The organism is Paractinoplanes atraurantiacus (genome assembly GCF_900215205.1).
Lineage (GTDB): Bacteria > Actinomycetota > Actinomycetes > Mycobacteriales > Micromonosporaceae > Actinoplanes > Actinoplanes atraurantiacus.
Map to the genome: position 1 here is coordinate 87534 of NZ_OBDY01000009.1, position 22453 is coordinate 109986.

At 70.5% G+C, this 22453-nt stretch carries 21 protein-coding genes; 11 read left to right on the forward strand and 10 right to left on the reverse strand.

Annotated features, from left to right (window positions below; genetic code table 11):
- Window positions 1-145: 145 nt before the first annotated feature.
- From CRP55_RS21505 to CRP55_RS21525, 5 genes are read right to left on the reverse strand one after another with little or no spacing between them, the layout of a single operon-like run.
- A complete protein-coding gene (locus CRP55_RS21505) occupies window positions 146-3118 on the reverse strand; it encodes a DEAD/DEAH box helicase (RefSeq protein WP_097321919.1) in 2973 nt (990 codons plus the stop codon).
- Window positions 3115-3540: a DUF5990 family protein gene (locus tag CRP55_RS21510; protein ID WP_245923258.1), complete on the reverse strand. Its 426-nt coding sequence runs from the start codon at window positions 3538-3540 to the stop codon at window positions 3115-3117. The genes CRP55_RS21505 and CRP55_RS21510 overlap by 4 nt, the downstream gene beginning before the upstream one ends.
- A gap of 10 nt (window positions 3541-3550) precedes the next feature.
- Window positions 3551-4798 (reverse strand): ATP-grasp domain-containing protein, encoded by a 1248-nt coding sequence (locus tag CRP55_RS21515; protein WP_097321921.1) that lies wholly within the window; start codon window positions 4796-4798, stop codon window positions 3551-3553.
- Window positions 4791-5546 (reverse strand): alpha/beta hydrolase, encoded by a 756-nt coding sequence (locus tag CRP55_RS21520; protein WP_097321922.1) that lies wholly within the window; start codon window positions 5544-5546, stop codon window positions 4791-4793. Before CRP55_RS21520 ends, CRP55_RS21515 begins: the two co-directional genes overlap by 8 nt.
- Window positions 5547-5563: 17 nt before the next feature.
- The gene (locus tag CRP55_RS21525) at window positions 5564-5914 is read right to left on the reverse strand and encodes an STAS domain-containing protein (protein WP_097321923.1); all 351 of its coding nucleotides are present in this window, start codon (window positions 5912-5914) and stop codon (window positions 5564-5566) included.
- A 177-nt stretch (window positions 5915-6091) separates the two neighbouring features.
- Here CRP55_RS21525 and CRP55_RS21530 point away from each other — a divergent pair, with 177 nt between their 5' ends.
- From CRP55_RS21530 to CRP55_RS21550, 5 genes are all read left to right on the forward strand, one after another.
- A complete protein-coding gene (locus CRP55_RS21530; protein WP_097321924.1) occupies window positions 6092-7573 on the forward strand; it encodes an amino acid permease in 1482 nt (493 codons plus the stop codon).
- Complete coding sequence (locus CRP55_RS21535; RefSeq protein WP_097321925.1) at window positions 7570-8409, forward strand: universal stress protein; 840 nt, start codon at window positions 7570-7572, stop codon at window positions 8407-8409. Before CRP55_RS21530 ends, CRP55_RS21535 begins: the two co-directional genes overlap by 4 nt.
- 437 nt (window positions 8410-8846) lie before the next feature.
- Window positions 8847-9104, forward strand: a complete 258-nt coding sequence (locus CRP55_RS21540) for a hypothetical protein (RefSeq protein WP_097321926.1) — start codon at window positions 8847-8849, stop codon at window positions 9102-9104.
- 424 nt (window positions 9105-9528) lie between these two features.
- The gene (locus CRP55_RS54785; protein WP_342751563.1) at window positions 9529-9645 is read left to right on the forward strand and encodes a hypothetical protein; all 117 of its coding nucleotides are present in this window, start codon (window positions 9529-9531) and stop codon (window positions 9643-9645) included.
- A complete protein-coding gene (locus CRP55_RS21550) occupies window positions 9642-9956 on the forward strand; it encodes a transcriptional regulator (protein ID WP_097321927.1) in 315 nt (104 codons plus the stop codon). The genes CRP55_RS54785 and CRP55_RS21550 overlap by 4 nt, the downstream gene beginning before the upstream one ends.
- 78 nt (window positions 9957-10034) lie before the next feature.
- Here the strand turns inward: CRP55_RS21550 and CRP55_RS21555 are convergent, their stop codons facing one another.
- Window positions 10035-10745, reverse strand: a complete 711-nt coding sequence (locus CRP55_RS21555) for an SDR family oxidoreductase (RefSeq protein ID WP_097321928.1) — start codon at window positions 10743-10745, stop codon at window positions 10035-10037.
- 75 nt (window positions 10746-10820) lie between these two features.
- Window positions 10821-11810 carry a serine/threonine-protein kinase gene (locus CRP55_RS21560; RefSeq protein WP_097321929.1) on the reverse strand — a complete coding sequence of 330 codons (990 nt, stop codon included), beginning with the start codon at window positions 11808-11810 and terminating at the stop codon, window positions 10821-10823.
- A gap of 230 nt (window positions 11811-12040) precedes the next feature.
- On the opposite strand from CRP55_RS21560, the gene CRP55_RS21565 reads away from it, so the two are divergent.
- On the forward strand, window positions 12041-12586 hold the full coding sequence (locus CRP55_RS21565; protein ID WP_097321930.1) for a GntR family transcriptional regulator: 546 nt from the start codon (window positions 12041-12043) through the stop codon (window positions 12584-12586).
- Between the two features lie 16 nt (window positions 12587-12602).
- Window positions 12603-13697, forward strand: coding sequence for a M20 family metallopeptidase (locus tag CRP55_RS21570; protein ID WP_097321931.1), 1095 nt, complete (start codon window positions 12603-12605; stop codon window positions 13695-13697).
- Here CRP55_RS21570 and CRP55_RS21575 read toward each other — a convergent pair.
- The 3 genes from CRP55_RS21575 to CRP55_RS21585 form a co-directional block, all read right to left on the reverse strand.
- Window positions 13678-14115, reverse strand: coding sequence for a response regulator transcription factor (locus tag CRP55_RS21575; RefSeq protein ID WP_245923261.1), 438 nt, complete (start codon window positions 14113-14115; stop codon window positions 13678-13680). The genes CRP55_RS21570 and CRP55_RS21575 overlap by 20 nt on opposite strands.
- Window positions 14116-14361: 246 nt before the next feature.
- Window positions 14362-15273: a glycoside hydrolase family protein gene (locus CRP55_RS21580; protein ID WP_218854661.1), complete on the reverse strand. Its 912-nt coding sequence runs from the start codon at window positions 15271-15273 to the stop codon at window positions 14362-14364.
- Between the two features lie 46 nt (window positions 15274-15319).
- Window positions 15320-16270 carry a sulfotransferase family protein gene (locus tag CRP55_RS21585; protein WP_097321933.1) on the reverse strand — a complete coding sequence of 317 codons (951 nt, stop codon included), beginning with the start codon at window positions 16268-16270 and terminating at the stop codon, window positions 15320-15322.
- A 739-nt stretch (window positions 16271-17009) separates the two neighbouring features.
- On the opposite strand from CRP55_RS21585, the gene CRP55_RS21590 reads away from it, so the two are divergent.
- From CRP55_RS21590 to CRP55_RS21605, 4 genes are read left to right on the forward strand one after another with little or no spacing between them, the layout of a single operon-like run.
- Window positions 17010-17822: a glycosyltransferase family 2 protein gene (locus tag CRP55_RS21590; protein ID WP_245923264.1), complete on the forward strand. Its 813-nt coding sequence runs from the start codon at window positions 17010-17012 to the stop codon at window positions 17820-17822.
- 37 nt (window positions 17823-17859) lie between these two features.
- Window positions 17860-18795, forward strand: a complete 936-nt coding sequence (locus CRP55_RS21595; protein WP_097321935.1) for a glycosyltransferase family 2 protein — start codon at window positions 17860-17862, stop codon at window positions 18793-18795.
- Window positions 18792-20045 (forward strand): glycosyltransferase family 2 protein, encoded by a 1254-nt coding sequence (locus CRP55_RS21600; protein ID WP_097321936.1) that lies wholly within the window; start codon window positions 18792-18794, stop codon window positions 20043-20045. Before CRP55_RS21595 ends, CRP55_RS21600 begins: the two co-directional genes overlap by 4 nt.
- On the forward strand, window positions 20045-22435 hold the full coding sequence (locus CRP55_RS21605; RefSeq protein WP_097321937.1) for a hypothetical protein: 2391 nt from the start codon (window positions 20045-20047) through the stop codon (window positions 22433-22435). The genes CRP55_RS21600 and CRP55_RS21605 overlap by 1 nt, the downstream gene beginning before the upstream one ends.
- Window positions 22436-22453 lie beyond the last annotated feature (18 nt).

The following is a 22453-nucleotide window of genomic DNA, read 5'->3' on the forward strand; positions in this document are numbered from 1 at the left end:
GGGCGGAGAGGCTGACCCCCGAAGCGAAGGGTGAGGGGGTGGGGGCGCTGACGCCCGAAGCAAAAGGTGACGGGGTGGGGCGCTGACCCCCAAGGCAAAGGGTAAAAGGGTGGGCGCCGCAGGCGCAAGGTGAAGAGCGAAGAAGTCAGTCACTGATGGCCTCCGGGGCGAGGATCAGCAAGTCGCGGAGCTCGGTGGTGGACAGCGACGTCAGCCACCCCTCGCCGTTGCCGACCACGCGGGCCGCCAGGACTCCCTTGTCGGCCAGCAGGCGGTCGATGCGCTCCTCCAAGGTGCCCAGGCAGACGAGGGTGTGGACCCGTACGTCCTTGGTCTGGCCTATCCGGAAAGCCCGATCGGTGGCCTGCTCCTCCGTCGCCGGGTTCCACCAGCGGTCGACGTGCACCACGTGGTTGGCCGCCGTCAGGTTGAGGCCCGTGCCGCCCGCCTTCAGCGACAGGACGAAGACCCCGGGGCGGGTGTCCGCCTGGAAGGCCGCCACCATCTCGTCGCGGGCCGCTCGCGGTGTGCCGCCGTGCAGGTAGCGGACGGGCACGCCGAAACGGGCGGCCAGATGGGGGGTGAGCATCGAGCCGAAGCGGGCGAACTGCGTGAAGCACAGCAGGCTCTCGCCCTGGGCCAGCGCCTGGTCGACGATCTCCTCGAGGCGTTCGAGCTTGCCGGAGCGCCCGGGCAGCGGCGAGTTGTCGCCGAGCAGCAGGGCCGGATGGACGCAGGCCTGTTTCAGCTTGGTCATGCCGGCCAGCACGATGCCCTTGTTCCAGCGGTCGGTCGACTCGTCGAGCCGGTTGGTCATCTCCTCCAGGATCGCCTTGTAGAGCGTGCTCTGCTCGCCGGTCAGGCCGCACAGGTGCCGCACGTGGCGCTTGTCGGGCAGCTCGTCGACGATGATCGGGTCGGATTTGACGCGGCGCAGAAGGTACGGCCGGGTGGCCTGGCGCAGGCGGGCCGCCGCCTCCTCGTCGGCGTACCGCTCGATCGGCACGGCGAAGCGGGCCCGGAACGTGTGGGCCGAGGCCAGCACGCCGGGATTGACGAAGTCGAGGATCGACCAGAGCTCGGCCAGCCTGTTCTCCACCGGGGTGCCGGTCAGCGCTATCCGCACCCGGGCCGGGAAGCGCCGCACCGCCTTCGCTCCGGCGCCCGCGCTGTTCTTGACGTTCTGCGCCTCGTCGAGCACCACCCTGTCCCACTGCACGCCCGCGAGCCGATCGGCGTCGCGCACCGCCGTCGCGTACGTCGTCAGGACGATGTCGGCCTCCAGCGCGACGTCTCGGTCGGTGCCGTGCAGGACCGCCACGCTCAGCGACGGCGCGAAGCGGGCGATCTCGCGCTGCCAGTTGCCGAGCACCGAGAGCGGGCAGATCAGCAGCGCCGGCCCGGAGCGCCGGTGCAGCAGCAGGGCCAGCAACTGCACGGTCTTGCCGAGGCCCATGTCGTCGGCCAGGCAGGCGCCCAGTCCGAGGCCGTCCAGGAACGCCAGCCAGGAGAAACCCCTGATTTGGTACGGACGGAGCGCGCCGGCGAGCGCAGACGGCGGGTCGAGCAGGGTCAGCCGGTGCTCGAGGTCGCCCGAGAGCAGGTCGGCCATCCACCCCGACCCGGAGGTGGCGGTGACCGGCAGCGGCAGCTCCTCGGGCGGCAGCAGCTTGATCGTGCGCAGCGCGTCGCCGGCGGTCATCGTGCCGCCGCCGCGGGCCAGGAACCGCAGCCCGGCGTCGAGCCTCTCCGCGTCGAGGTAGACCCAGCGGCCGCGCAATTTCACCAGCGGCACCTTGGCCCGGGCCAAATCGGTCACCTCGGCCTCGGTGAGCATCTCCCCGCCGAGCGCCAGCCCCCAGTTGTAGTCGACCATGTGGCCCAGGTCGGCCGCCTGGTCGCGCAGCACCGCCGGCACCGTGTCGCGCGGCCGCAGGTTGAGGCCCAGCCCGAGCCCGGGCCGCTGCCGCCACCACGCGGGCAGCAGCACGCCGTAGCCCGCCTCCTCGAGCGTGGCCGCGTGGCTCAAGAACCGGTGGGCCTCCTCGGTGTCGAGGACCATGTCGACCGGCCGGGGCACGCGCAGCGCCGCCTCGAGGTCGGGGTAGAGCCGGGCCGCCCGCCCGAGCCCGCCCAGCAGCCTTTCCTGCGGGTGGCGGGTCCAGCGGCGCAGCGGCGCGTACGAGTCGCGCCAGATGTCGGCCGCCGTCACCAGGGCGCTCGGCTCGTCGACGGCCTGGAGCAGGAACTCCAGCTGCCAGGCCTCGCGCGGCGGCGCGCCGGCCGGGTTGACCGCGTCGGGTTCCTCGCCCTCCTGCGTGATGTGGCTGAGCCGGAAGCAGAGCCGCACGGCCGCGCCGGAGACGGCCCCCGCGTGCCAGGCGTCGAGCTTGTCGGCCAGGTCGTCGGCGAGGGCGGGCGCGGCGATGAAGCGGGGGTCGTCGGTCAGCGCGGTCAGCCACCCGTCGCCGATGCACACGCCGGCCTCGGCCAGCCGGGTCCGGACCAGGCCGTCGACGAGGCGGTCGAGCGCCGCGGCCAGCGCGTCCGGCGCCGGCAGCCCGGCCACGTCGCCGGGCCGGGACCGCTCGGCCCGGGCCGCCGCGGGCATCCGGCGCAGCAGGTCGGCCTGGTGGTGGGCGTCGAAGCCGGTCAGCACGGGCCGCCAGCGCGCGGTGGGCCCGTGCGGCTGGACCGCCGGCAGCACCCGCCCGCGCCGCACGAGGTCGGCCGCGAACGCGCACAACTCGACCATCCACAGCACCGACTGCCCGAGCCGCCCGTCCCACGAGTCGGCGAGGTCGTCGTCGAGGAACGGCACGGTCACCGCCGGCACCGGCCAGGCCCGCAGCCGTGGCGTCCCGCGCCGCGGCGGCAGGCCCAGTTGGGGCGACGGCAGCGGCCCGGCGCTGGTCGAGGGCAGCACGAGCGTCGCCGCCGGGCGGGCGTCACCGGCCGGCAGGAGGCCGGCGGGCAGCGCGAACGGATGGCCGCCACCACGCGAAGGCGGGCCCGCGTGCGAGCCCGGCATGGAGCTCTCGCCCCACAGCGCCAGCGAGCCGTCACGCCCGACGAACCCGTGCAGCACCCGCACGGTGGCCTGGGCGACGTCGGTCATCCCACGCTCCACTCGGGCCGCACCCGCGCACACACCGGGTCACCGTGGGCGTCGGTCAGCCCCAAGGAGCCGATCAACACCTTTCCCTCGTACGCCTCCCGCAGCACCGCCGTCGGAACGTCGCCGAACATGAGCTTGGCCCGCCGGAACATCTCGAACGTGTCCCCAACGACGTTTCCCCAGGTCAGATAGAGGAACCGGGCACCCGGCCGGCCGTGGACCCACGGCCCGCCGACGTCGAGCAGATCGTCGACCTCGCGCGCGTCGACCGTGAGATCCCAGGTGGCCGACGGCGCCCAGGCCGGGACCAGGAGCTCGGCCACGGCCTTGCGCTGCACCCCCACGTGGACATTGGCGAGGCGCAGCGCGGAGGAACCGGCCCGGGCACCGGGCAGGTCGTGTCCTTCGAGACGGATCCGCACATCCGAAAGACTAGGCCGGGGGTACGACATGATCGCGCTGCCAGGCGTCGATCAGGCCGCCGAAATGTGCGAGGAACCTCTCGTGCTCGTGAACCGGATAGGTGGCGCGGACCGTCTCGCGCAGCAGCGACCGGAACTCCTCGGACGTGACCCAGTCGTGCACGATCTCGTCCACGTGCCCCAGGTAGGAGGCGCAGAAGTCCCGGTAGCGGTCGACCTCGAAGTGCGCGTCGGCCAGCCGCCGATATTCGCCCAGTTTCTCGGCGTACGACAAAGAACTGTCGTCCGAGATCTCGAAATAGGCCGAGGTGTCGGTGTCCAGCCGCGGACGGCGGCCCGTGACGACGCAGTAGATGGTCCAGCGCGCGAGCGCCGCCATCGCCCACGGGAAGTAGTAGTGCAGCGAGGTGATCGCCACGTCGGGGCAGGCGTTCGCGTAGTCGATCGGGTGCACGTCGGTGCCCCGTACGAGAGATTCGCAGGAATTGAACTCCCAGCGGAAGAACGCGTTGACCAGCCGCGAGATGGTCACCACCTCGTCGCCGACCTCGGCCGAGAGGAAGCTGTGGTCGACCTCGTACCGCGAGTGCATCGGCTGGTCGGGCCGGAACTTCATCACCATGGTCTCGGGGCCGATGCTCAGCGAGCGCGCGAACACGTCGTACCCCTCGACCGAGGCCTGCAGATGCATCAGCCGCTCGCCCGACGCGTCGTAGGCCGCGTGCAGCTCGTCCGGGTTGCGGATCTTGGAGACGCCGACCCAGGCGCCGCCGTCGTACGGCTTCATGTAGAGCGGATAGCCGACCTGCTCGGCCGTACGGTCGAGGTCGAACGGCTGGTTGTAACGGGCGGCCGTGTAGGCGTACCGGCTGTTGTCCAAAGGGTTTTTGTACGGAACGAGGACCGTCTCCGGCACTTTGAGGCCGAGCCGCATCATCGCGCAGTACGCCGCGTGCTTCTCCATCGACTGGAACGTGAACGGGCTGTTCAGCAGGTACACGTCGTCCATCAGCGCGATCTTCTTGAGCCACTCGCGCGGGTGGTAGTACCAGTACGCGAGCCGGTCGATCACCAGCTCGTGCCGTGGCTGGTCGCGCAGGTTGAACGGCTCGATGGTGACCCGCTCCGTGTTGACCCGGTGCGTCTTGCCGTCCGGTCCGGTGATCGTCCCGATCCGCCGCAGCAGTGCCTCGTAGGCCCGCGGCCAGTCGTCCTCGGTTCCCAGCAACAGTCCGATGGTGTGCTCTACGTCAGCCACTGCGGCTCCTCTCAAGCCCGTTCAGCAGTGAGGTGAGGTGCGGATCCAGGGCGTCCCGCCAGGCGGGCCAGTCATGACCACCTTCGTTTTCCGCGAATGCCACCGGATAATCCTGCGAGCGCAGGGCCTCGGCCATGCTCCGGTTGTTGGCCAGGTTCTCCTCGCCCCGGCCGCAGGTCATCGTGACCGGCACCGGCACGCCCGGCCCGCGCGAGGCGCGCAGCACCCGCCCCGTGAACCGCACGATGCGCAGCCATCGCGCGAAGCCGGACTCCTGCTTGTCGAACCGCGGCTGGAAGAAGCTGCCCGACTGCAGGAACAGCCCGGCGAACGACTCCGGGTGGCGGCGCTGGCAGTGCAGCATGGCCAGCGCGCCCAGGCTGGCCCCGACGCCCACCACGGGCCCGTCCGCCACCTGGGGCAGGATCTCGCCGCTGAGGCTGCGGGCGTAGGCGGGCGAGGCCGAATACCACTCGAAGCGGTCGCCGGCGGGCAGCAGGACGAGGCGGCAGGGCGCTATCCGCCCGGCCGTGATCGAGGCGGCGACGTAGCGCCCGAGGCCGGCGTGGAGGTCGTAGTCGGGCCCGTCGTGCGCGACCAGCACCCGGTCGGTGCGCTGGGCCGGCGTCCAGATCCGCACGGCCAGCACGGCGCCGAGTTGCGGCGCCTTGACGTCGAGCTCGTGCCACCGCCCGGCCGCCGCGGGCATGCTCAGCCAGTCGGGTTCACGGCCGGCCGAGTGCTCCATCCCCGCACTTTAAACGCTCAGGGCGTATAGGTCTGCGTCGTTGAAGAAGAAGGCGGCAGGCCGAACATCTCGGTCAGGCCGGTGACGCGCAACTGGCGGTGCACGAACTCGCTCGGGTTGCGCAGGATGAACCGGGTGCCGACCTCGCGGGCCGCGTTGTGACCGGTGACGAGGGTGCCGATGCCCTGCGAGTCCATGAAGGTGACGAAGGTCAGATCGACCACCAGGGTGACCGGCCGCTCGCGCTGGAGGGTGCCGAGCAGGATCTCGCGGAGGGCGCCGACGGTGGCGGCGTCGAGAGTGCCGCGGACATCGACGACGATCGCGCCGTCGGCCTGCCGCCGCGTCGTCATCACCGCCTCGCCCATGGCGCAGAACCTCTCTTTCCCGTGGCCACACCGTACCCCGGCGGAACGGACCCTCGCAGGCTGCCGCGTGTTTCCGGCACCACAGCGGACAGCCGGTGCGTGTCCTGGAGTTGCGCGCAACTGTCGGTAGGCACATCGTTACATCGGCGGGAACCAATAGCGGGAGGTGAACGCGGTATGGCGACGACTTCGGGACGGCCGGGCATCTTCGCGGTCAGAGACGTGCGCTCCCTGATCACCGAGACGGCGGAGGAGGGGCACGGTCTCAAGAAGGCGGTCGGCGCGACGCAGCTGACCGCCATGGGTGTCGGAGCGATCATCGGCACCGGCATCTTCGTGGTGATCGGCGAGGGGGCGGGCATCGCCGGGCCCGCGGTCATCCTGTCCTTCGTGCTCGCCGCGGTGGCGTGCACGTTCTCCGCGCTGTCCTACGCGGAGCTGGCCTCGTCCATCCCGGTCGCGGGCAGCGCGTACACGTACACGTACGCGACCCTGGGCGAACTGGTCGCCTGGATCATCGGCTGGGACCTCATTCTCGAGTACGGGGTGTCGGTCGCGGCCATCGCGGTCGGCTGGGGCGGCAACCTCAACGCGTTCCTCGACTCGGCGTTCGGCGTCGCCCTGCCGGACGCGATCGCGAAGTCCCCCGAGGACGGCGGCGTCTTCAACCTGCCGGCCGTCTTCGTCGTCCTGGCGATCACGTTCCTGCTGGTCCGCGGGGTCACCGAGAGCGCGCGGGTCAACCTGGTGATGGTCGTCATCAAGCTGGCCGTGCTGCTGTTCTTCATCGTGGTCGCGTTCGCCAACTTCGGCACCGGCAACTTCCAGCCGTTCGCCCCCGAGGGCGTGGACGGGGTGACAGCGGCCGCGGCGGTCATCTTCTTCGCGTACATCGGCTTCGACGCGGTCTCCACCGGCAGCGAGGAGGCCCGCAAGCCCGAGCGTGACCTGCCGCTGGCCATCATCGGCTCGCTGCTGATCTGCACGGTGTTCTACGTGCTGACCGCGGTCGGCGCGCTCGGCATCGCCTCGCCCGACCAGATGAAGGAGAGCGACGCGCCGCTGGCCGCCGCCCTCGACCAGGGCGCCGGCATCAGCTGGGCCGCGGCCGTGCTGTCGCTCGGCGCGGTCGTCGCCATCACCAGCGTGGTTCTGGTGATCATGTACGGGCAGACCCGCATCTTCTTCGCCATGTGCCGCGACGGCCTGCTGCCGCAGCGGCTGGCCCAGGTCAACCAGCGGTACGGGACGCCGGCCCGGCTCACCATCGTGCTCGGCGTGCTGATCGCGATCCTGGCCGCGCTGATCCCGCTCAGCGAGATCGTCAAGCTGGTCAACATCGGCACGCTGTTCGCGTTCGTCCTGGTCAACATCGGCGTGATCGTGCTGCGGCGCACCCGGCCGGACATGCCGCGGCCCTACCGGGTGCCGTGGTCGCCGCTGCTGCCGCTGCTCGGCATCGCGTTCGCCGTCTACCTGATGACCGACCTGCCCCTCGACACCTGGATCAGGTTCATCGTCTGGCTGGCCATCGGCATGGTCATTTATTGGCTGTACGGCTACCGCAACTCCCGCCTGCGCACCGAGCCCTCGTCCACGCCGGGCTGGGCCCGCGACCACGACGAGAGCGGCCCCGACGACGAGGGAGAGCCGAGATGACCGGCCCGGTCGTCACCGGATACGACGGCGGCGCGTCCGGCACGGACGCGCTGACCCTGGCCAGTTGGACGGCACAGACGCTCGGCGTCCCCCTGATCGTGGCCGTGGTGCACCCGGCGCCGGCCGCCCTCGGCTCGGGCCGGGTCGACGCCGAATGGGTGGCCGACCGGCACCGGGCGGCCACGCTGGTGCTCGACGGCGCCCGGGCCGCGCTGGAGGGCGCGGCGGTCGAGGCCGACTACCGCCTGATCGCGTCCTCGTCGGCCGCACACGGCCTGCACGACCTGGCCGAACAGGAGGCGGCCTCGCTGCTGGTGGTCGGCGCCGGCGGCAGCACGGCCGAGCGCCTGCTGGCCGGCACGCTCTGCCCGGTCGCGGTGGCGCCGTCCGGCCTGACCGGCCCCCTGGGCAAGCTGGGCCGGGTCGGGGTGGCCTACGTGGACACCCCCGACGGCCGGCGCGCCCTGGAGGAGGCGGCCCGGATGGCCGCCCGCACGGGCGCCGAGCTGCGCCTTTACACGGTGGTGGCGGAGGCCGACGCGTCCCTGCCCTTCCTCATCGGCGACGACGCCGAGCGGGCGTTCCTGGAAACGGCCCGCGAGACGTACGAGCAGTCCCTGTCCCGAGCCGCCGAAACCGTCCCGAACGCCCGCACCGACTGGCGCATCGAGTCGGGCGACGTGGTCGAGAAGCTGGCCACCCTGACCGACGTGGACATCCTCTTCTGCGGCTCCCGAGGCTACGGCCCAGCCCGCCGGGTCCTCCTGGGCGGCGTCTCCACCCGCCTGATCCGCCGAGCCCGCCTCCCCGTCGTGGTGGTCCCCCGCAGCGGCTGACCAGGAAGGCGCCTAGCTACGATCGCCGCCCTCCCTGACTGATCAGGGATGGCGGCGATCGAGCTGCTTCGTTGAAGCCAGCGGCGACCTGGCGCAGTCCGGCAGTCGTTGGCCCCATCGCCGTCGTCCAGGGTGCCGTTCTCGAACAACGCCCGGTAGCGGTCGCGTGCTGCAGCGGTCGAGGCGCTGGCGGTCTTGAGGCGTGGACCTCGCCACGCGCGGGTTCGCAGCGCATTCACTGCCCGCTGACCGACCCGGTTGGGACGGGCTCACCGCTCGACGAGGTGTCTAGGGAGCGCTTCGACCGCCACCTGCGATAACTCCGCGCGCCGCACAAAGATCGTCGACACCCGCACGACGTAACCCCATTCTCTTCAGCACATCAGCGCCAAGAGGTGACTGCGCCCTGTCCCTCCACTGCTGCTGGAGCACAACGCATGTCCCTCGACACCGTCGCCGACCTGGCGCAGGTCGCACACGTCACCGCCGAGATACTTCTCGTACTCGGCCCCGCCGCGATTGGCCGGTTCTTCCAGATCCGGCGCCGTGGCCGGCACAGCGCCTCGGCCTACCGAGGCCGGCATCTCGGCTTGCACATCCGCTCGAACTACGGCGGACGGCATCGCGGCACCTGGTACATCGGCGGTCGCCGCAGTCCCGGATACGCAGCCCGTCACAGGAACGCACGCAGGTAACTGCGAGCCTCACCGCAGCGCCCCCGCCATCCGTGGGGGCGCTGCTGCACGTTCCCAGGTTGCGGACCGCTGACTGTCACATGGGCACAAGGGCTTACGAGACAGCCGCCGCACCGGAGGCGTTGTTTGGTAGCCGAGTCGGTTGGTGCCTGGCGAGCCGTGCACGAAATCCTCCGTTCCTTATTTAGCTCAAGCTATAGTTTGCTCATACCCCAGGACGCCTCACGACGCTGGTCAATCAAGACCACGTCTGACGTGCGCGCTTGGCTACGGGCGTTGCGGCAGGCAGATCCGGATGTGTTCCGTTCGGTGAACGTGGCCATCGACATGTTGGCTGAGATCGGCCCGGCGGCCCCGTTCAGGGCGGGACGTCGCTGTCAGGGTGCTGTTTGTCTTCGACCCGTGGTCACAGGCTGTCCTGCTGGTGGCCGGGAACAAGGCCGGCGACTGGAGCCGGTGGTACAAGAAAGCAATTCCGGTCGCCGAAGGTGCTTACGAAACCTGGTTGGCCGAAGAGAGAAATCGGAGGGACGACTCGTGAGCGAGTTCGAGGACTGGGAAGACCTTCGCGCGGAACTGCACGACGGGGACGACGAGGCTTTGGCGGTGGAGCGGGCACGCACCGAGGCCTGGGTCAGCGCGTATCACCTCGCCGAGGAGCGCAAGCGGCTGGGCATGACGCAGCGGCAGGTGGCCGAGCTGATGGGCGTCTCGCCCGGACGGGTCAGTCAGATCGAGAACGGCGAGCTCGACACCAACGAGGTCGCGACCTTGAGCCGATACGCGCGAGCGCTGGGCGCCCGAATGCGGATTATCTTCGACTACGGCAACGACCTTCGCCAGATCGCCTGAGAGGCGGGTTCGGCGCTGCGATGTTCGCAGCGCCGAAGCACCGAGCCCGTCTCCGGTCGTGGTGGTCCCCCGCAGCGGCTAGCCGAAGAGGGCACCGGCGATGTCGGCGTAGAAGAGGGCCGGGTCCTTGGACAGGGAGGCCTTGACGTTGGCGGTGGGGGTGTCGGCGATGACCTCGAGCTTGCCGGCCTCCAGGCCGTCCAGGGCCAAGGCGATGACCTCGCTCGGCGGGAGCTTGGGGATGTCGTAGCCGGCCATCATGTCGGTGTCGGCGATGGCCAGGGCCAGGGCGGTGACCTGGGTCTTCTGGTCGGCCAGCTCGAGCCGGATGCCGTTGGTGAGGGACCATTCGGCGGCCTTGGAGGCGGCGTAGCCGTTGCTCGAGGGGGCGAAGGCGTACCAGCTCAGGGCCGAGATGACGTTGAGGATGGCGCCGCCGGCCAGGCGGGGGGCGAAGGCGCGGGTGACGTTGAGGGTGCCCCAGAAGTTGGTCTCGAACTCGCGGCGGATGTTGTCCGTCGAGGGGCCGAGCAGCGGTGCGTCGGTGGAGATGCCGGCGTTGTTGACGAGGATGTCGAGGTCGCCGATCTCGGCCGCGGCGGCCTCGATGGAGGCGGTGTCCGTGATGTCCAGCGGGAGGGCGACGACGCCGGGGATGTCGATGCTGTCGGGACGCCGGGCGGTGGCGTAGACAGTGGTGGCGCCGCGGGCGAGGAGGGCCTCGGCGAAGGCCTTGCCGAGGCCGCGGTTGGCGCCGGTGACGAGAGCTTTGCTGCCGTTGATCTGCATGCCATCACGCTAGAACCTCACGCTGACGTCAGAGGCAAGTATTGCGAGCTGAGTCACTGAGTGACGCCGACGGCGCTAGTCGGCGCGGTGGCGGCCGGCCCGCTCCTCCTCCGCCGGCACCGCGACGGGCTCCTCCACCGGCACCGCGACGGAGGTGGGGGCCTCGGCGGCCTGGGCGTCCCACGGGGAGACTCTCGGTCGCGCGGGGGACGGGTCCAGGTCCTGCAAGGGTACGTAGACACGGGCGTCGACCGCCTCGGCCAGCAGCAGGGCCGCCACGAGGGCGGTCGGGCGGTCCTCGGGGTCGCGGCTCAGGCAGCGCGAGCAGAGGTCGATCACCTCGGGGGGCAGGCCGTCGGACTCGGGCAGCGGGATGGGGTCGTTGTAGCGCTGCGCGTGCACCAGCTCGGTCGGGGTCTCGGCGCGCCACGGCAGGTGACCGGTGATGCACAGGTAGAGCAGGACGCCGAGGGCGAACATGTCCGACGCCGGTGAGGCCGGGCAGCCCTCGAAGCGCTCGGGGGCCACGTAGGCCGGCGTGCCCATGACCGGGCCGTCCGGGTCGGGCTCGTGCGAGCCGACGGCGGCCGCGATGCCGAAGTCCAGGACCTTCGCCCCGGCCGGGGTCAGCATCACGTTGCCGGGCTTGATGTCGCGGTGCACCAGTTTCTCGGCGTGGGCCGCGGCCAGCGCCGCCGCCACCTCGGCGCAGATGCGCACCCCGATGCGCCAGTCGATCGGGCCGGCCGCGATGTGCGCGCCCAGCGTCTGCCCCTCGACCAGCTCCATGATGATGTACGGGACCTCGCGCCCCTCCCCGACCGCCGGTGACGTGCCGAAGTCGTGCACGCCGGCCACGTTCGGGTGTGCCAGCCGGGCCGCCGACCGGGCCTCGGTGCGCACCAGGTCCACACCGATCTGGCCCAGGGTGCCCTCGACCGCGGGCGCCATGATCTTCACCGCGACCGGCCGGTCGAGCACCTGGTCGTGCCCGCGCCACACCTCGGACATGCCGCCGACGCCGATCCGTCGCACGAGCTGATATCGCCCGCCCAGCGTCCGCATCCACCCCACCATCCCCACTGATCTTCGGATGGCGGTACCCGGCGTCTCCGGGCCGAAAACGCCACGAGAGCGTTACTGTGCCGCCTCTCACCCGTCCTTTCACCTTCTGAAACCGCCCGGAACCGCATGTGGACAGGCCGGCCCCGCTGACCGGACGGTTGTCCGGATCGCGCAACCGGAACGCGCCTGCGTACTTGTCTGCACCTGACCAGCCACGCAGCATCCTTTAGATGCCGACCGTCGACATCCTCGCGCCGTATCAGCAGATCGCCGCCGAGATCCGCCACGAGATCGTCACCGGTCACCTGCCGGTGGGCGGGAAGCTGCCGTCCGAGCATGTGCTCGCGGCCGAGCACCAGGTGGCCCGCGCGACGATTCAGAGCGCCCTGCGCCTGCTGCGCACCGAGGGGCTGATCGCCTCGCGCAAGGGCGCCGGCACTTATGTCACCAGCCTGGCCGCCGCCGACGCGAGCCGCTGCCCGGCCCGCATCGAGCTCGACCACGCCCAGGTGGGCTGGCTGAGCCGGCTGCCACCGCCGGCGCACGCCCTCGACCGGGTGCTGCACTGCGAGCTCGAGCATCCCCATCCGGGCCCGCACGCCGGCCTGGCCCAGCACGCCCACGGCACCGGCTGGTGGGTGCAGTGGTCGCTGAGCGCCTCCGAGATCAATCCCATCCCGCTGTGCGGGGCCGAGCGGGGACCGCACGACGACGGCCGCTGCCTGCTCTTCCACGGCCATCCGGGCCGCCACCTCTACGGCGACGACTATCAATAAAAGCTAACGTGGCCCGATGGAGGATCTCGTAGATCTGGCCGCCGAGCTCATCGCCGTGCGGTCGACGGCGGACCGGCCGGCCGACCTCGCCCGGGCGCTCGAGTTCACGCTGGGCGTCGTCGGGCCGGGGTTCACGGTCGAGCGGTTCGAGTCCCACGGCAAGCCGAGCGCCCTGGTGCGCACCGAGGGGTCGAGCGGGCCGTTCCGGGTGCTGCTCAACGCCCACCTCGACGTGGTGCCCGGCGCCGACGAGCAGTTCACGCCGCGGCGCGACGGGCAGCGGCTCTACGGGCGGGGCGCCCAGGACATGAAGGTCGCGGCGGTCGTGATGGCGTCCGTCTTCCGCGAGGTGGCGCGCGCCGTGCCGTACCCCCTGGGCCTTCAGCTCGTCACCGACGAAGAGGTGGGCGGGTTCGACGGGACGGGGCATCAGGTCGATTCGGGGGTACGGGCCGGGTTCGTGGTCATCGGTGAACAGAGCCGGCTCGAGGTCGTCACGGAGTCGAAGGGCCTCGCCCACGTGCGGCTGAGGGCGACGGGACGGGCCGCGCACGCCGCCTATCCGTGGCTGGGCGAGAACGCCGTCCTGGCCGTCGTGGCGGGGATCGGCCGGCTGCTGGAGCGCTACCCGGCGCCCGCCGAGGAGGCCTGGCGGACCACGGCCAACGTGGCCCGGATCGAGACCGGCAACCAGGCGATCAATCAGGTGCCGGCGGAGGCGGAGGCCTGGGTGGACATCCGCTTCCCGCCGGAGGACGGCGACTTCGACCGGCGTACGAAACAAGAAGTGGCCGAGCATCTGCGCGAGGTCACCGGGGTCGACGTCGAGGTGCGGGCGCTCGGGGCGCCGCACCGCGCCGATCCGGACAGCGACGACGTCGGGCAACTGCGCCAGGTCGTACGGGATGTGGGGTTCCCGGGGACGCTGTTGCGCAAGCACGGCGCGGCCGACGGGCGCTTCTACTACGCGCGGGGGATCGACGCGGTGATCTTCGGGCCGGGCGGGGACGGGCAGCACGGCCCGGAGGAGTACGCGGACCTGACCACGGTCGAGCCCTACCGGCAGGCGCTGACCGCCTTCCTGCGGACGGTCAGTCCGCGTTGGCGATGAGCAGCCAGCGCACGCGGCGGACGAGTTCGGCCGGGCTGAAGGGCTTGACCAGGTAGTCGTCGGCGCCCACGGTCAGGCCCAGGTCGATGTCGAGCGGGCGGTCGCGGCCGCTCATCATCAGCACCGGGATCTGCGCGGTGGCCGCCTTGGAGTGCAGCTCGTAGCAGACGCTGAGGCCGTCCATGCCGGGCATGGCCACGTCCAGGATGACCATGTCGGGCTGTTCGGACTGGACCAGGTGCAGGGCGCTGCTGCCGTTGTCGGTGGTGATGACGTTGTAGCCGGCGGCCATGAGCTTCATGACGACGATCTCACGGATGTCCTCGTCGTCGTCCGCGACCAGGATCCTGGGGTCGGTGACGTCGCATCCCGACTCGATGAAGTAGGGCTGTTCCTTCGAAGCCGTTGCAAGAACCACTGATCTCTCCTGAACCGTCGGAGGTTGCCGAGCGGTTGGCCCCATCGGCCGGAGCCGGGATCAGGCCAGGGAAATCACGGTTGCAGAACAGGTGCGGAAAATGACGAAGCCGCCCCTTGTGGGGGCGGCCCCGACATCGACGGTGCGGCCGTTTTCCGCGCGCACCTGGCGTCACCAACGAAGGTAGAGCATCAAGATCGATCCAAGGGCTCAGACCCCGTGGATCGTGATCGCGCTCTCACAACATCAGAACAATTCGGTACGAAGGTCGTGCGCTCCGTCGGCGCGGGTGGCCTCGTAGTAGACGCGCTGCCGGCCGTCGGGCAGCGCGACCAGGCTCAGGTAGCGCAGGCCGTTGGGCTCGTGCGGGCTGCCCAGCGGCTCGCGGTCCTCCGCGGTGAGCCGGCCGAAGCTGCCGTCGGCGAGACGCTTGCCGCGCGCGACGCCCGTACGCTCCTCCCAGTTCTCCCCCGCGGTCGCCCGCCCGTCGTAGGCGACCGTGATCTCGTCGCCGGTGACCTGGACGGAGGAGACCCGCACTCCGCGGGCGTCCCACTGGCCCGGGCGCCCGGCCAGGGCCGTGCCCCGCCAGGTCCAGTGCACGCCGTCGGGGCTGGTCGCGTACTCCGTGGTCATGCGGTCGGCGTCGTCCCAGCTCTCCAGCGGGTGCACGGACGCCCACAGGTGCCAGCCGTGCTCGTCGTGGTGCAGCACCGGGTCCTTGACGCCGACGGTGTCGTCGCCGGCCAGGACCGTGCGCGGCGTCGCCGTGGCCAGCCCGGCCAGGGTGGCGGCCTCGAGCAGCTCCACCCGCCAGTGCTTGGTGCCGGGGGTGGCGGCGCTGACGTAGAGCCGCCACCTGCCGTCCGGGGTGTGCACGATGGCGGGCCGCTCGAGCGACTCGGCGCCGAACTGCTCCTTGGTGACCTCGACGACCGGCGTGAAGCTGACCCCGTCGTCGGAGGCGGCGATCACGTTGGCGATGCCGCGGCCCTCGCCGATCGGCAGGCGGAGCCGGTAGGCGAGGTAGAACCGCCCGTCGACCACGATCGAGCTGGGCGCTCCGGCCCAGGCGCCCGGCTCCTCACCGGGAGGCTCGACCACCACCGTGGAGTCGTCCCAGCGGGGCAGCGGCATGATCGAGATTCCGGTGGTCAAGGCGACTCCTTCGGCGCGAACGGGCCCAGCAAGTATGCATCATCTATCAAGAATGTGGGGATTCGGCGGCGCTCGCGTGTCGGTCGGCGGACAGCCAGTCGTCGTAGTTCTCCCCCGTGACCTCACTCAGCAGCGCGATGTCGTCAACGAACGACGGCAGCAGAGCGGCACGCTCGTGCGGCGTGGTCACCGGCCGGGCCCCCTTCTTGCGGTGCAGCAGCGTGAGCAGCGGCCCGCGGGCGGCGAGCCGCAGCGGCACCGGGAAGCGATGCCCGAAGGCTCCGCCGGTGCGCAGAAGATAGCGCAGGATCCGGTTCACGTCGCCGTCCTCGACCACGTGGCGGTTGACGTTCTCGCGCGGGATGGAGGTCAGCACCCCGGTGGCGACGCCGAGGAACGAGCAGACCCGGTCGAGCGCGGCCGCCGGGTCGTCCTTGAGCTCGCGGTAGCGCATCAGCAGGACCTGCTCGCGCGGGAAGTGCTCGTAGAGGTGGCGCACCTGCTCGCCGTACTTGCCGAGGCTGACGTAGTGCCAGAAATCGGCCCAGCCGGCGGCCTTGCGGGACTCCTCGGCCCGGCAGGCGGTGAGGAAGTCGGCCTCCGGCTCGAGGCCCGCGTTCCAGAGGTGCGTCCAGTTCGAATGGGCCCGGTCGACCGGGTCGCGCAGCAGGATGATCAGCCGCGCCGACGGGATGAGGGCCTTGATGCGCTCGTGCGCCTTCAGGTCGTACAGGTAGAAGGGTGTGGCCTCGCCGAGCGTGGCCGCCGGCGGCGCGGGGGCGAACAGGGCCTCGTACTCCTCCTGGCGCCAGACGTGTTCCTGATAGGTCTGCACGTCGCCGGGGCCGCCCGTGGTGGGCGGCGGGCCGTCGAAGAGGAAGAACTTGGGCTCCTTGACCGTCGGCAGGAACAGGCCGGGGTGCTGGACGAGCGCGGCGTGCAGGGCGGTCGTTCCCGCCTTCGGCACCCCGGCGATCAGGAAATCGGGCAGCGGCATGGCAGTCCCTCCCCACGAGCGGGTCTCAAGTGAGACTTAGCCTACAGATCTAGTAGGCATTCGCACGCCCGAGGATCCGGCGCCACCACGTCGCTCGCCGGAACCGCCGGCAGGCCGCCGGCTCGCACAGCGAGCACTCGGATCCGGAGCGATAGTGCTCGTGCGCCCGCCGCGGATGCCCGCAGACACAGAGGGCTTCATCAGTGCTCATCGCCTCACCAAAAGTAATCGCGCTCGGAACCTACGGGACAGTACCCAAAGCAGGGGCCTGCCGTGGTCCCAGGTGAGGCCGTGTCGCAACCGGCTCGCAACCAGGACCTCACGGACAGTGATGTCTACCTTCGGTGACGAATTTCACGCGGAGTATTCCGACATTTTTCTTTGCGGCCCCACTGGGCGATCTGAAGGCGAAGGCGAGTTCCGCGACTTTTGCGCCGAACCTGTCCCGATCAATCCTGCCGTCCGTTACTCACGGTGAGAATGTGACCAAAGTCGTGGCGTGTTGCCGGAGCGTATCCACTGAGCTCCACGGCCTCACAGCGGGCGCACAGGCAGTCGAGATGGAGCCGTCTCTTAGGTCGGTTGACGCTTCGTAGCTGGTTGCTACGGTGGGGCGACAGAAGCGAGTTCCTTACGCCTCTTGCCGCCGCGGCCACCCCGGAAAGGGACCGACATGGATATTTCCGCCTCCACCAACAACACGAAGGGTGACGGACGCACATCACCGAGCGTGAGCGTCGTGATTCCGACCCTGAACGAGGAGCGCAACCTGCCTCACGTGTTCGCCAAGCTTCCGGCGGACATCACCGAGGTGGTGCTGGTGGACGGCGGATCGGTCGACCGGACCGTCGAGGTGGCCCGCGAGCTGCGGCCCGACGTGGTCGTGGTGCACCAGACCCGCACCGGCAAGGGCAACGCGCTCGCCTGCGGTTTCGCCGCCTGCACGGGCGACATCATCGTGATGATCGACGCCGACGGCTCGACCGACCCGGCCGAGATCCCGCTGTTCGTGGCCAAGCTGGTGGCCGGCGCCGACTTCGTGAAGGGCTCCCGCTTCAACCACGGCGGCTTCAGCCACGACATCACCAAGCTGCGCAAGCTCGGCAACGACGGGCTCAACCTGGTGGTCAACGTACTGTTCGGTACGAAGTTCACCGACCTCTGCTACGGCTACAACGCGTTCTGGCGCAGCGTCGTACCGGTGCTCGACCTGCCCGACATCCGGCTCCCGAAGCAGGCGGACGGCTCCAAGCTGTGGGGCGACGGCTTCGAGATCGAGACGATGATCAACATCCGGGCCGCGGTCGACGGCATGAAGGTCGGCGAGGTCGGCAGCATCGAGCACCGCCGCATCCACGGCGAGACGAACCTCAACACCTTCCGGGACGGTTTCCGCGTCCTCCGGACCATTTTCAGCGAGTACGGCCGGATGCGCGCCACCAACAGCAAGGGCGTGCGCCGCCCGGGTGGCGTGATCGTCCACCAGCAGAGCAGGCCCGAGGTCGGCGTGGTCAGCACCGAGATCAAGAAGACCCCCGTTCTCGAAGACTGACCGTCCTCCAACCCCCTCGCTCCAGGAGACGCTCCCCGTGCCTTCCCCCCTGCTCGCCACGTCGATCGTCATACCGACGCACACCGAACAACGCTGGTCCTCGCTCGTACGGACCATCGCCTGCGCCAAGTCGCAGCGGTTCGCGCCGGCCGAGGTGATCGTGGTCGTCGATCACAACCCCGAGCTGTTCCGCCGCATCCAGCGGGACCTGCCCGGCGTGACGGTCCTCGAGAACGCGTACGCGAAGGGCGTCTCCGGCAACCGCAACACCGGCGCCTTCCACGCCACCACCCCCCTGGTCGCCTTCATGGACGACGACATCACGGCCCAGCCCGACTGGCTGGAAAACCTGATCGCCCCGTTCGCCGACCCGCAGGTGGTCGGCAGCGGCGGCGGCATCGAGCCGGCCTGGGAACGCGACCGGCCCCGGTGGATGCCCGACGAGTTCCTGTGGGCGGTCGGCGGCTCGTACGCGGGCATGCCCACCGTCACCTCGCCCGTGCGCAACGTCTGGTCGGCCAGCATGGTCGTGCGCCGCTCGGTCTTCGACGCCGTCGGCGGCTTCCGGGTCGGGTTCGGCAAGCTGGGCGACCGCAACCGCCCCGAGGACACCGAGCTCTGCCTGCGGATGAGCGCGCTGGACGGCGGCCACTGGATGTACGTGCCGGGCGCCGTGATCCGCCACGAGGTGCCGGCCCAGCGCTCCACGTTCAGCTTCTTCGTGCACCGCTGCTACGCCGAGGGCCGCGGCAAGGTGCAGATGGCCGGACTGCACGACGGCGGCGAGACGCTCGGCGCCGAGCGGTCCTACCTCTGGTCCCTCCCCAAGGCCGTCCTGCGCAACCTGAGCACGGGCGACCTCCCGCGCGCCGGCGGCATCGTCGCCGGTGTCTTCGCCGCCGGGTGGGGCGGCGTCGTCGAGACGGTCGCCGCCAAGCGCCGGCCCAAGGCAGAGTTGGAGCCGGCCCGATGAGCACCACCGTCCTTCCCGCCGTCGTCCTCGACGTCGACCTGGCACAGACCCTCCCGGCCGTGCCGGCCGTGCAGCCCGACGGGCGGCGGGCCGAGCAGGCCTGGGTCCTGGTCCGGTGGCACACCGAGCCCCTGGGAACCGTGCTCGTCGACGTACCGGAGAACGGTCTTGAATCGACCGCCCTGTCCGCCGCCATCGAGGCCGAGCTGGGCGACGTGATCCGCCCCAAGCTCGCCCGGGGCGACGAGTTCCTGGCCTCGCGCCGCAAGATCCTGGCCACCGCGCCGCACATCACCGTCGTGATCTGCACGCGGGAGCACCCCGAGATGCTCGCCCAGTGCCTGGACAGCCTGATCGCGCAGAACTACCCCGGCTTCCGCATCCTGGTCGTCGACAACGCGCCGGTCACCGACGCCACCGAGAAGGTGGTCCGCGCCGCGGCCCGGCGCGGCCCGGTCGACTATCTGCTGGAGCCGCGGGCCGGACTGTCGTACGCCCGCAACGCCGCCACCAAGGCCGCGCCCGGGCAGATCCTGGCCTGGATCGACGACGACGAGGTGGCCGACCCGAACTGGCTGGCCGAGATCGCCCGCGCCCTGCACGACCACCCCGAGGCCGACGTGATCTCCGGCGTGATCGTGCCGGCCGAGCTGGAGACCCGCGCCCAGATCTGGTTCGAGCAGTTCGGCGGGCACAGCAAGGGCCGCGGCTTCACGCCCGACACCTTCGGCCCGCACACCGCGCACCGGCAGAGCCCGCTCTACCCGCTGCCGCCGTTCGCCACCGGCGCCAACATGACCTTCCGGCCCGGCGTCATCGAGCGGATCGGCATGTGGGACACCGCGCTCGGCGCCGGCTCGCCGGCCATGGGCTCCGAGGACACCCTGGCCTTCACCCAGGTGCTGCTCAGCGGCGGCACCATCGTCTATCAGCCGTCGGCGGTCACCCGGCACTACCACCGCCGCGACTACCAGGGCCTCGAGAAGCAGATGGTCGGGTACGGCACGGGGCTCGTGGCCGCGTACACCAGCCTGCTCATGAAGCGCCCCGGCCTGATCTTCCCCCTGCTGCGGCTCGCACCGCACGCGTTGCGGGACATGACCGGCAAGGACACCCCGCGGACGGCCACCCTGCGCGACGATTTCCCACGGGAGCTTCTCTCGGCCAACCGCCGCGGCATGCTCGCGGGGCCCCGGGCGTACCTGAAGGGGCGACGCGCCGCCACCAGACTCACGGAGGCCCGAAAGTAATGCAACCGCGCTCGGACCAGCCGGACGCCACCGTCCGCATCGTGGACGGCGACATCGACGCCACCGCGGTGATCAGCTCGGTCGACAAGGACGCCACCACGCGCCTGGAGGTCGGCGAGCGGACGGTGCGCATCCCGCTCAGCCCCGACGACCAGTCGGAGACCCGCATGCTGCCGGCCCCGGTGATCACCACCGGCGGACCGGCGCCGGCGGCGCTGGAGCGCACCACCACCATCGACGTGAACGCCGCCGCCGACCATCGGCCCGAGTTCGCGGCGGCCGGCATGCTCGCGGCCGCGATCGGCCTGATCGGCCTGGCCGTCAGCGGACCGGCCTCGGTCGCCCTGCTCGTGCTCTTCGTGCTGATCGGCCCGGGCGCGGCGATCATGTCGGTGGCGAACACCCGCAGCCGCCTCCTCTCCTGGGCGCTGACCATGGCCGGTGGGCTCGCGGTGACGACGTTCGTCGCGGTCGTCCCGTTGTGGCTGCGCTTCTGGCAGCCGTACGTCTGGCTCGGTGTTCTCGCCGGAGCCACGCTCATCGGGTCGGCGGTTCAGTTCTTCCGGCTCGGCTTCGCCGTGCCCCGCGGCGCCGGCCAGCCGCTCGAGACCGTCGACAACGGCCCGGTGCTCCGTGCGCTGCCGTTCTTCACGATGGCCGCCGGGCTCGGCCTCTGGATCCTGGCACTGGTCGCGCTTCAACCGGACCAGGTCGGGTTGTACGGGTTCACGGCCGCCCTGGGCGTGCCCTTCGTGATCGGCGCGGTGCTGCTGCTGATCGGCTTCGCGGTCGAGTTGTTCGGCCGGGCCCGCCCGTACGTGATGGCCGCCCACCTGGTCATCATCCCGGTCATCATGCAGGCCACGGTCCCGCTGCTCGACGGCACGACCGAGTACGCCTGGACGTACAAGCACATCGGCGTCGTCGACCTGATCCGCGACAACGGCCACCTGATCAGCGGCAGCGACATCTACCAGCAGTGGCCCGGCTTCTTCGCCGTGGTGGCGATGATCTCGCACGTCTCCGGCGTCGACGCGATCTCGTTCTCGGCCTGGTCGTCGCTGTTCTTCGCGCTGGTCACCTCGGTCATCACGGCCGCGCTGCTGCGCCAGTTCACCCGCGACCGCCGCATCATCGCGGTCGGTGTGTTCCTGTTCCAGGCCACGATGTGGGTCGACATCGGCTACTTCTCGCCGCAGGCGTTCGTCTTCCCGCTCATGCTGGCCTTCTTCGTGATCGTGATCCGCTGGCTGGTCGTGGTGCCGGCCTTCACCGGTGAGCCGAAGGGCCGCATCGACCGGCTGCGCCGCTGGCTCGTGCGGGGCATGCCGGCCGCGATGGAGACCGACCGGCGGACCCGCCGCTGGGCGAGCCTGGGCGCGGCCGGCGTCTACGGCGCGATCGTGGTGTCTCACCAGCTCACCCCGGTCGTCATGATGATCCCGGTGATCATCCTGGCCGTGCTCGGGATCCTGCGCCCGCGCAAGTTCACGATCGGCCTGATCGCCATCGCGGTCGTCTTCATCGGCCCGCGCCTGGTCTCCGTGGCCAGCACGTACACCCTGTTCAGCCTGGACTTCCTGACGAACGCCGGCGGCAACGCCCAGACCTGGGGCACACCGGAGCAGGAGTTCTCGGCGCTGGTCTCGCGTGTCCTGGCCATCGGCCTGTGGGCGGTGGCGCTGCTGGTGGTCTTCCTCGCCCGCAAGAGGGTCGGCCGCGTCCTGATCCCGGTCGTGCTGGGCTTCGCCCCGATGGCGACGCTGGTCGGCGGCAACTACGGCGGCGAGGCGATCTACCGGGTCTTCGCCTTCTCCCTGCCGTTCGTCGGCCTGCTGATCGGCCTGCTCTGGGCCGGCAAGGGCCGCCGGGGCGTCCCCGGGATGATCCTGTCCGGCCTGCTGATGGCGGCGCTGCTGCTGGCCGGACTGCAAGGCCTTCAGGGTCAGCTGTACGTGCATCAGGTGCGGGCCACCGACATCGTGGCCGCCGACTACTTCTACGAGCACGCCGAACCGGACTCGGGCCTGATCCTGGTCGCGCCGAACTTCCCGACGAAGCTGACGGGCAACTACGGCTCCTTCAACAAGGGCCACGTGTCGGTGGACATCTCGCTGGTCGGCGACCCGCTGTTCACCAACAGCATCACCGGCGCCCGGCTGCCGGAGATCGAGACGTACATCCGGGCGATGAACTACAAGACCAACTACCTGGTGGTCAGCGAGGCCATGGACGACTACACCGACTACTTCGGCACCGAGCCGGACGACGCGATGAAGTCCCTGGAGACGGCCCTGCGCGCCTCGTCCGACTGGAAGGTCTTCTACCAGGGCCCGGGCGTGGCCATCTTCCAGCTGGTCGGATCGTCGGGCGCTGTTGCATCAAATTGATTTGATGTAATCTGCGGG

Bases quoted from the DNA above. Each gene is read 5' to 3' on its own strand.
- CRP55_RS21505 (WP_097321919.1), bottom strand. From the start codon at position 3,118: ATGACCGACGTCGCCCAGGCCACCGTGCGGGTGCTGCACGGGTTCGTC.
- CRP55_RS21520 (WP_097321922.1), bottom strand. From the start codon at position 5,546: ATGGAGCACTCGGCCGGCCGTGAACCCGACTGGCTGAGCATGCCCGCG.
- CRP55_RS21525 (WP_097321923.1), bottom strand. From the start codon at position 5,914: ATGGGCGAGGCGGTGATGACGACGCGGCGGCAGGCCGACGGCGCGATC.
- CRP55_RS21530 (WP_097321924.1), top strand. From the start codon at position 6,092: ATGGCGACGACTTCGGGACGGCCGGGCATCTTCGCGGTCAGAGACGTG.
- CRP55_RS21535 (WP_097321925.1), top strand. From the start codon at position 7,570: ATGACCGGCCCGGTCGTCACCGGATACGACGGCGGCGCGTCCGGCACG.
- CRP55_RS21540 (WP_097321926.1), top strand. From the start codon at position 8,847: ATGTCCCTCGACACCGTCGCCGACCTGGCGCAGGTCGCACACGTCACC.
- CRP55_RS21555 (WP_097321928.1), bottom strand. From the start codon at position 10,745: ATGCAGATCAACGGCAGCAAAGCTCTCGTCACCGGCGCCAACCGCGGC.
- CRP55_RS21560 (WP_097321929.1), bottom strand. From the start codon at position 11,810: ATGCGGACGCTGGGCGGGCGATATCAGCTCGTGCGACGGATCGGCGTC.
- CRP55_RS21565 (WP_097321930.1), top strand. From the start codon at position 12,041: ATGCCGACCGTCGACATCCTCGCGCCGTATCAGCAGATCGCCGCCGAG.
- CRP55_RS21570 (WP_097321931.1), top strand. From the start codon at position 12,603: ATGGAGGATCTCGTAGATCTGGCCGCCGAGCTCATCGCCGTGCGGTCG.
- CRP55_RS21585 (WP_097321933.1), bottom strand. From the start codon at position 16,270: ATGCCGCTGCCCGATTTCCTGATCGCCGGGGTGCCGAAGGCGGGAACG.
- CRP55_RS21600 (WP_097321936.1), top strand. From the start codon at position 18,792: ATGAGCACCACCGTCCTTCCCGCCGTCGTCCTCGACGTCGACCTGGCA.
- CRP55_RS21605 (WP_097321937.1), top strand. From the start codon at position 20,045: ATGCAACCGCGCTCGGACCAGCCGGACGCCACCGTCCGCATCGTGGAC.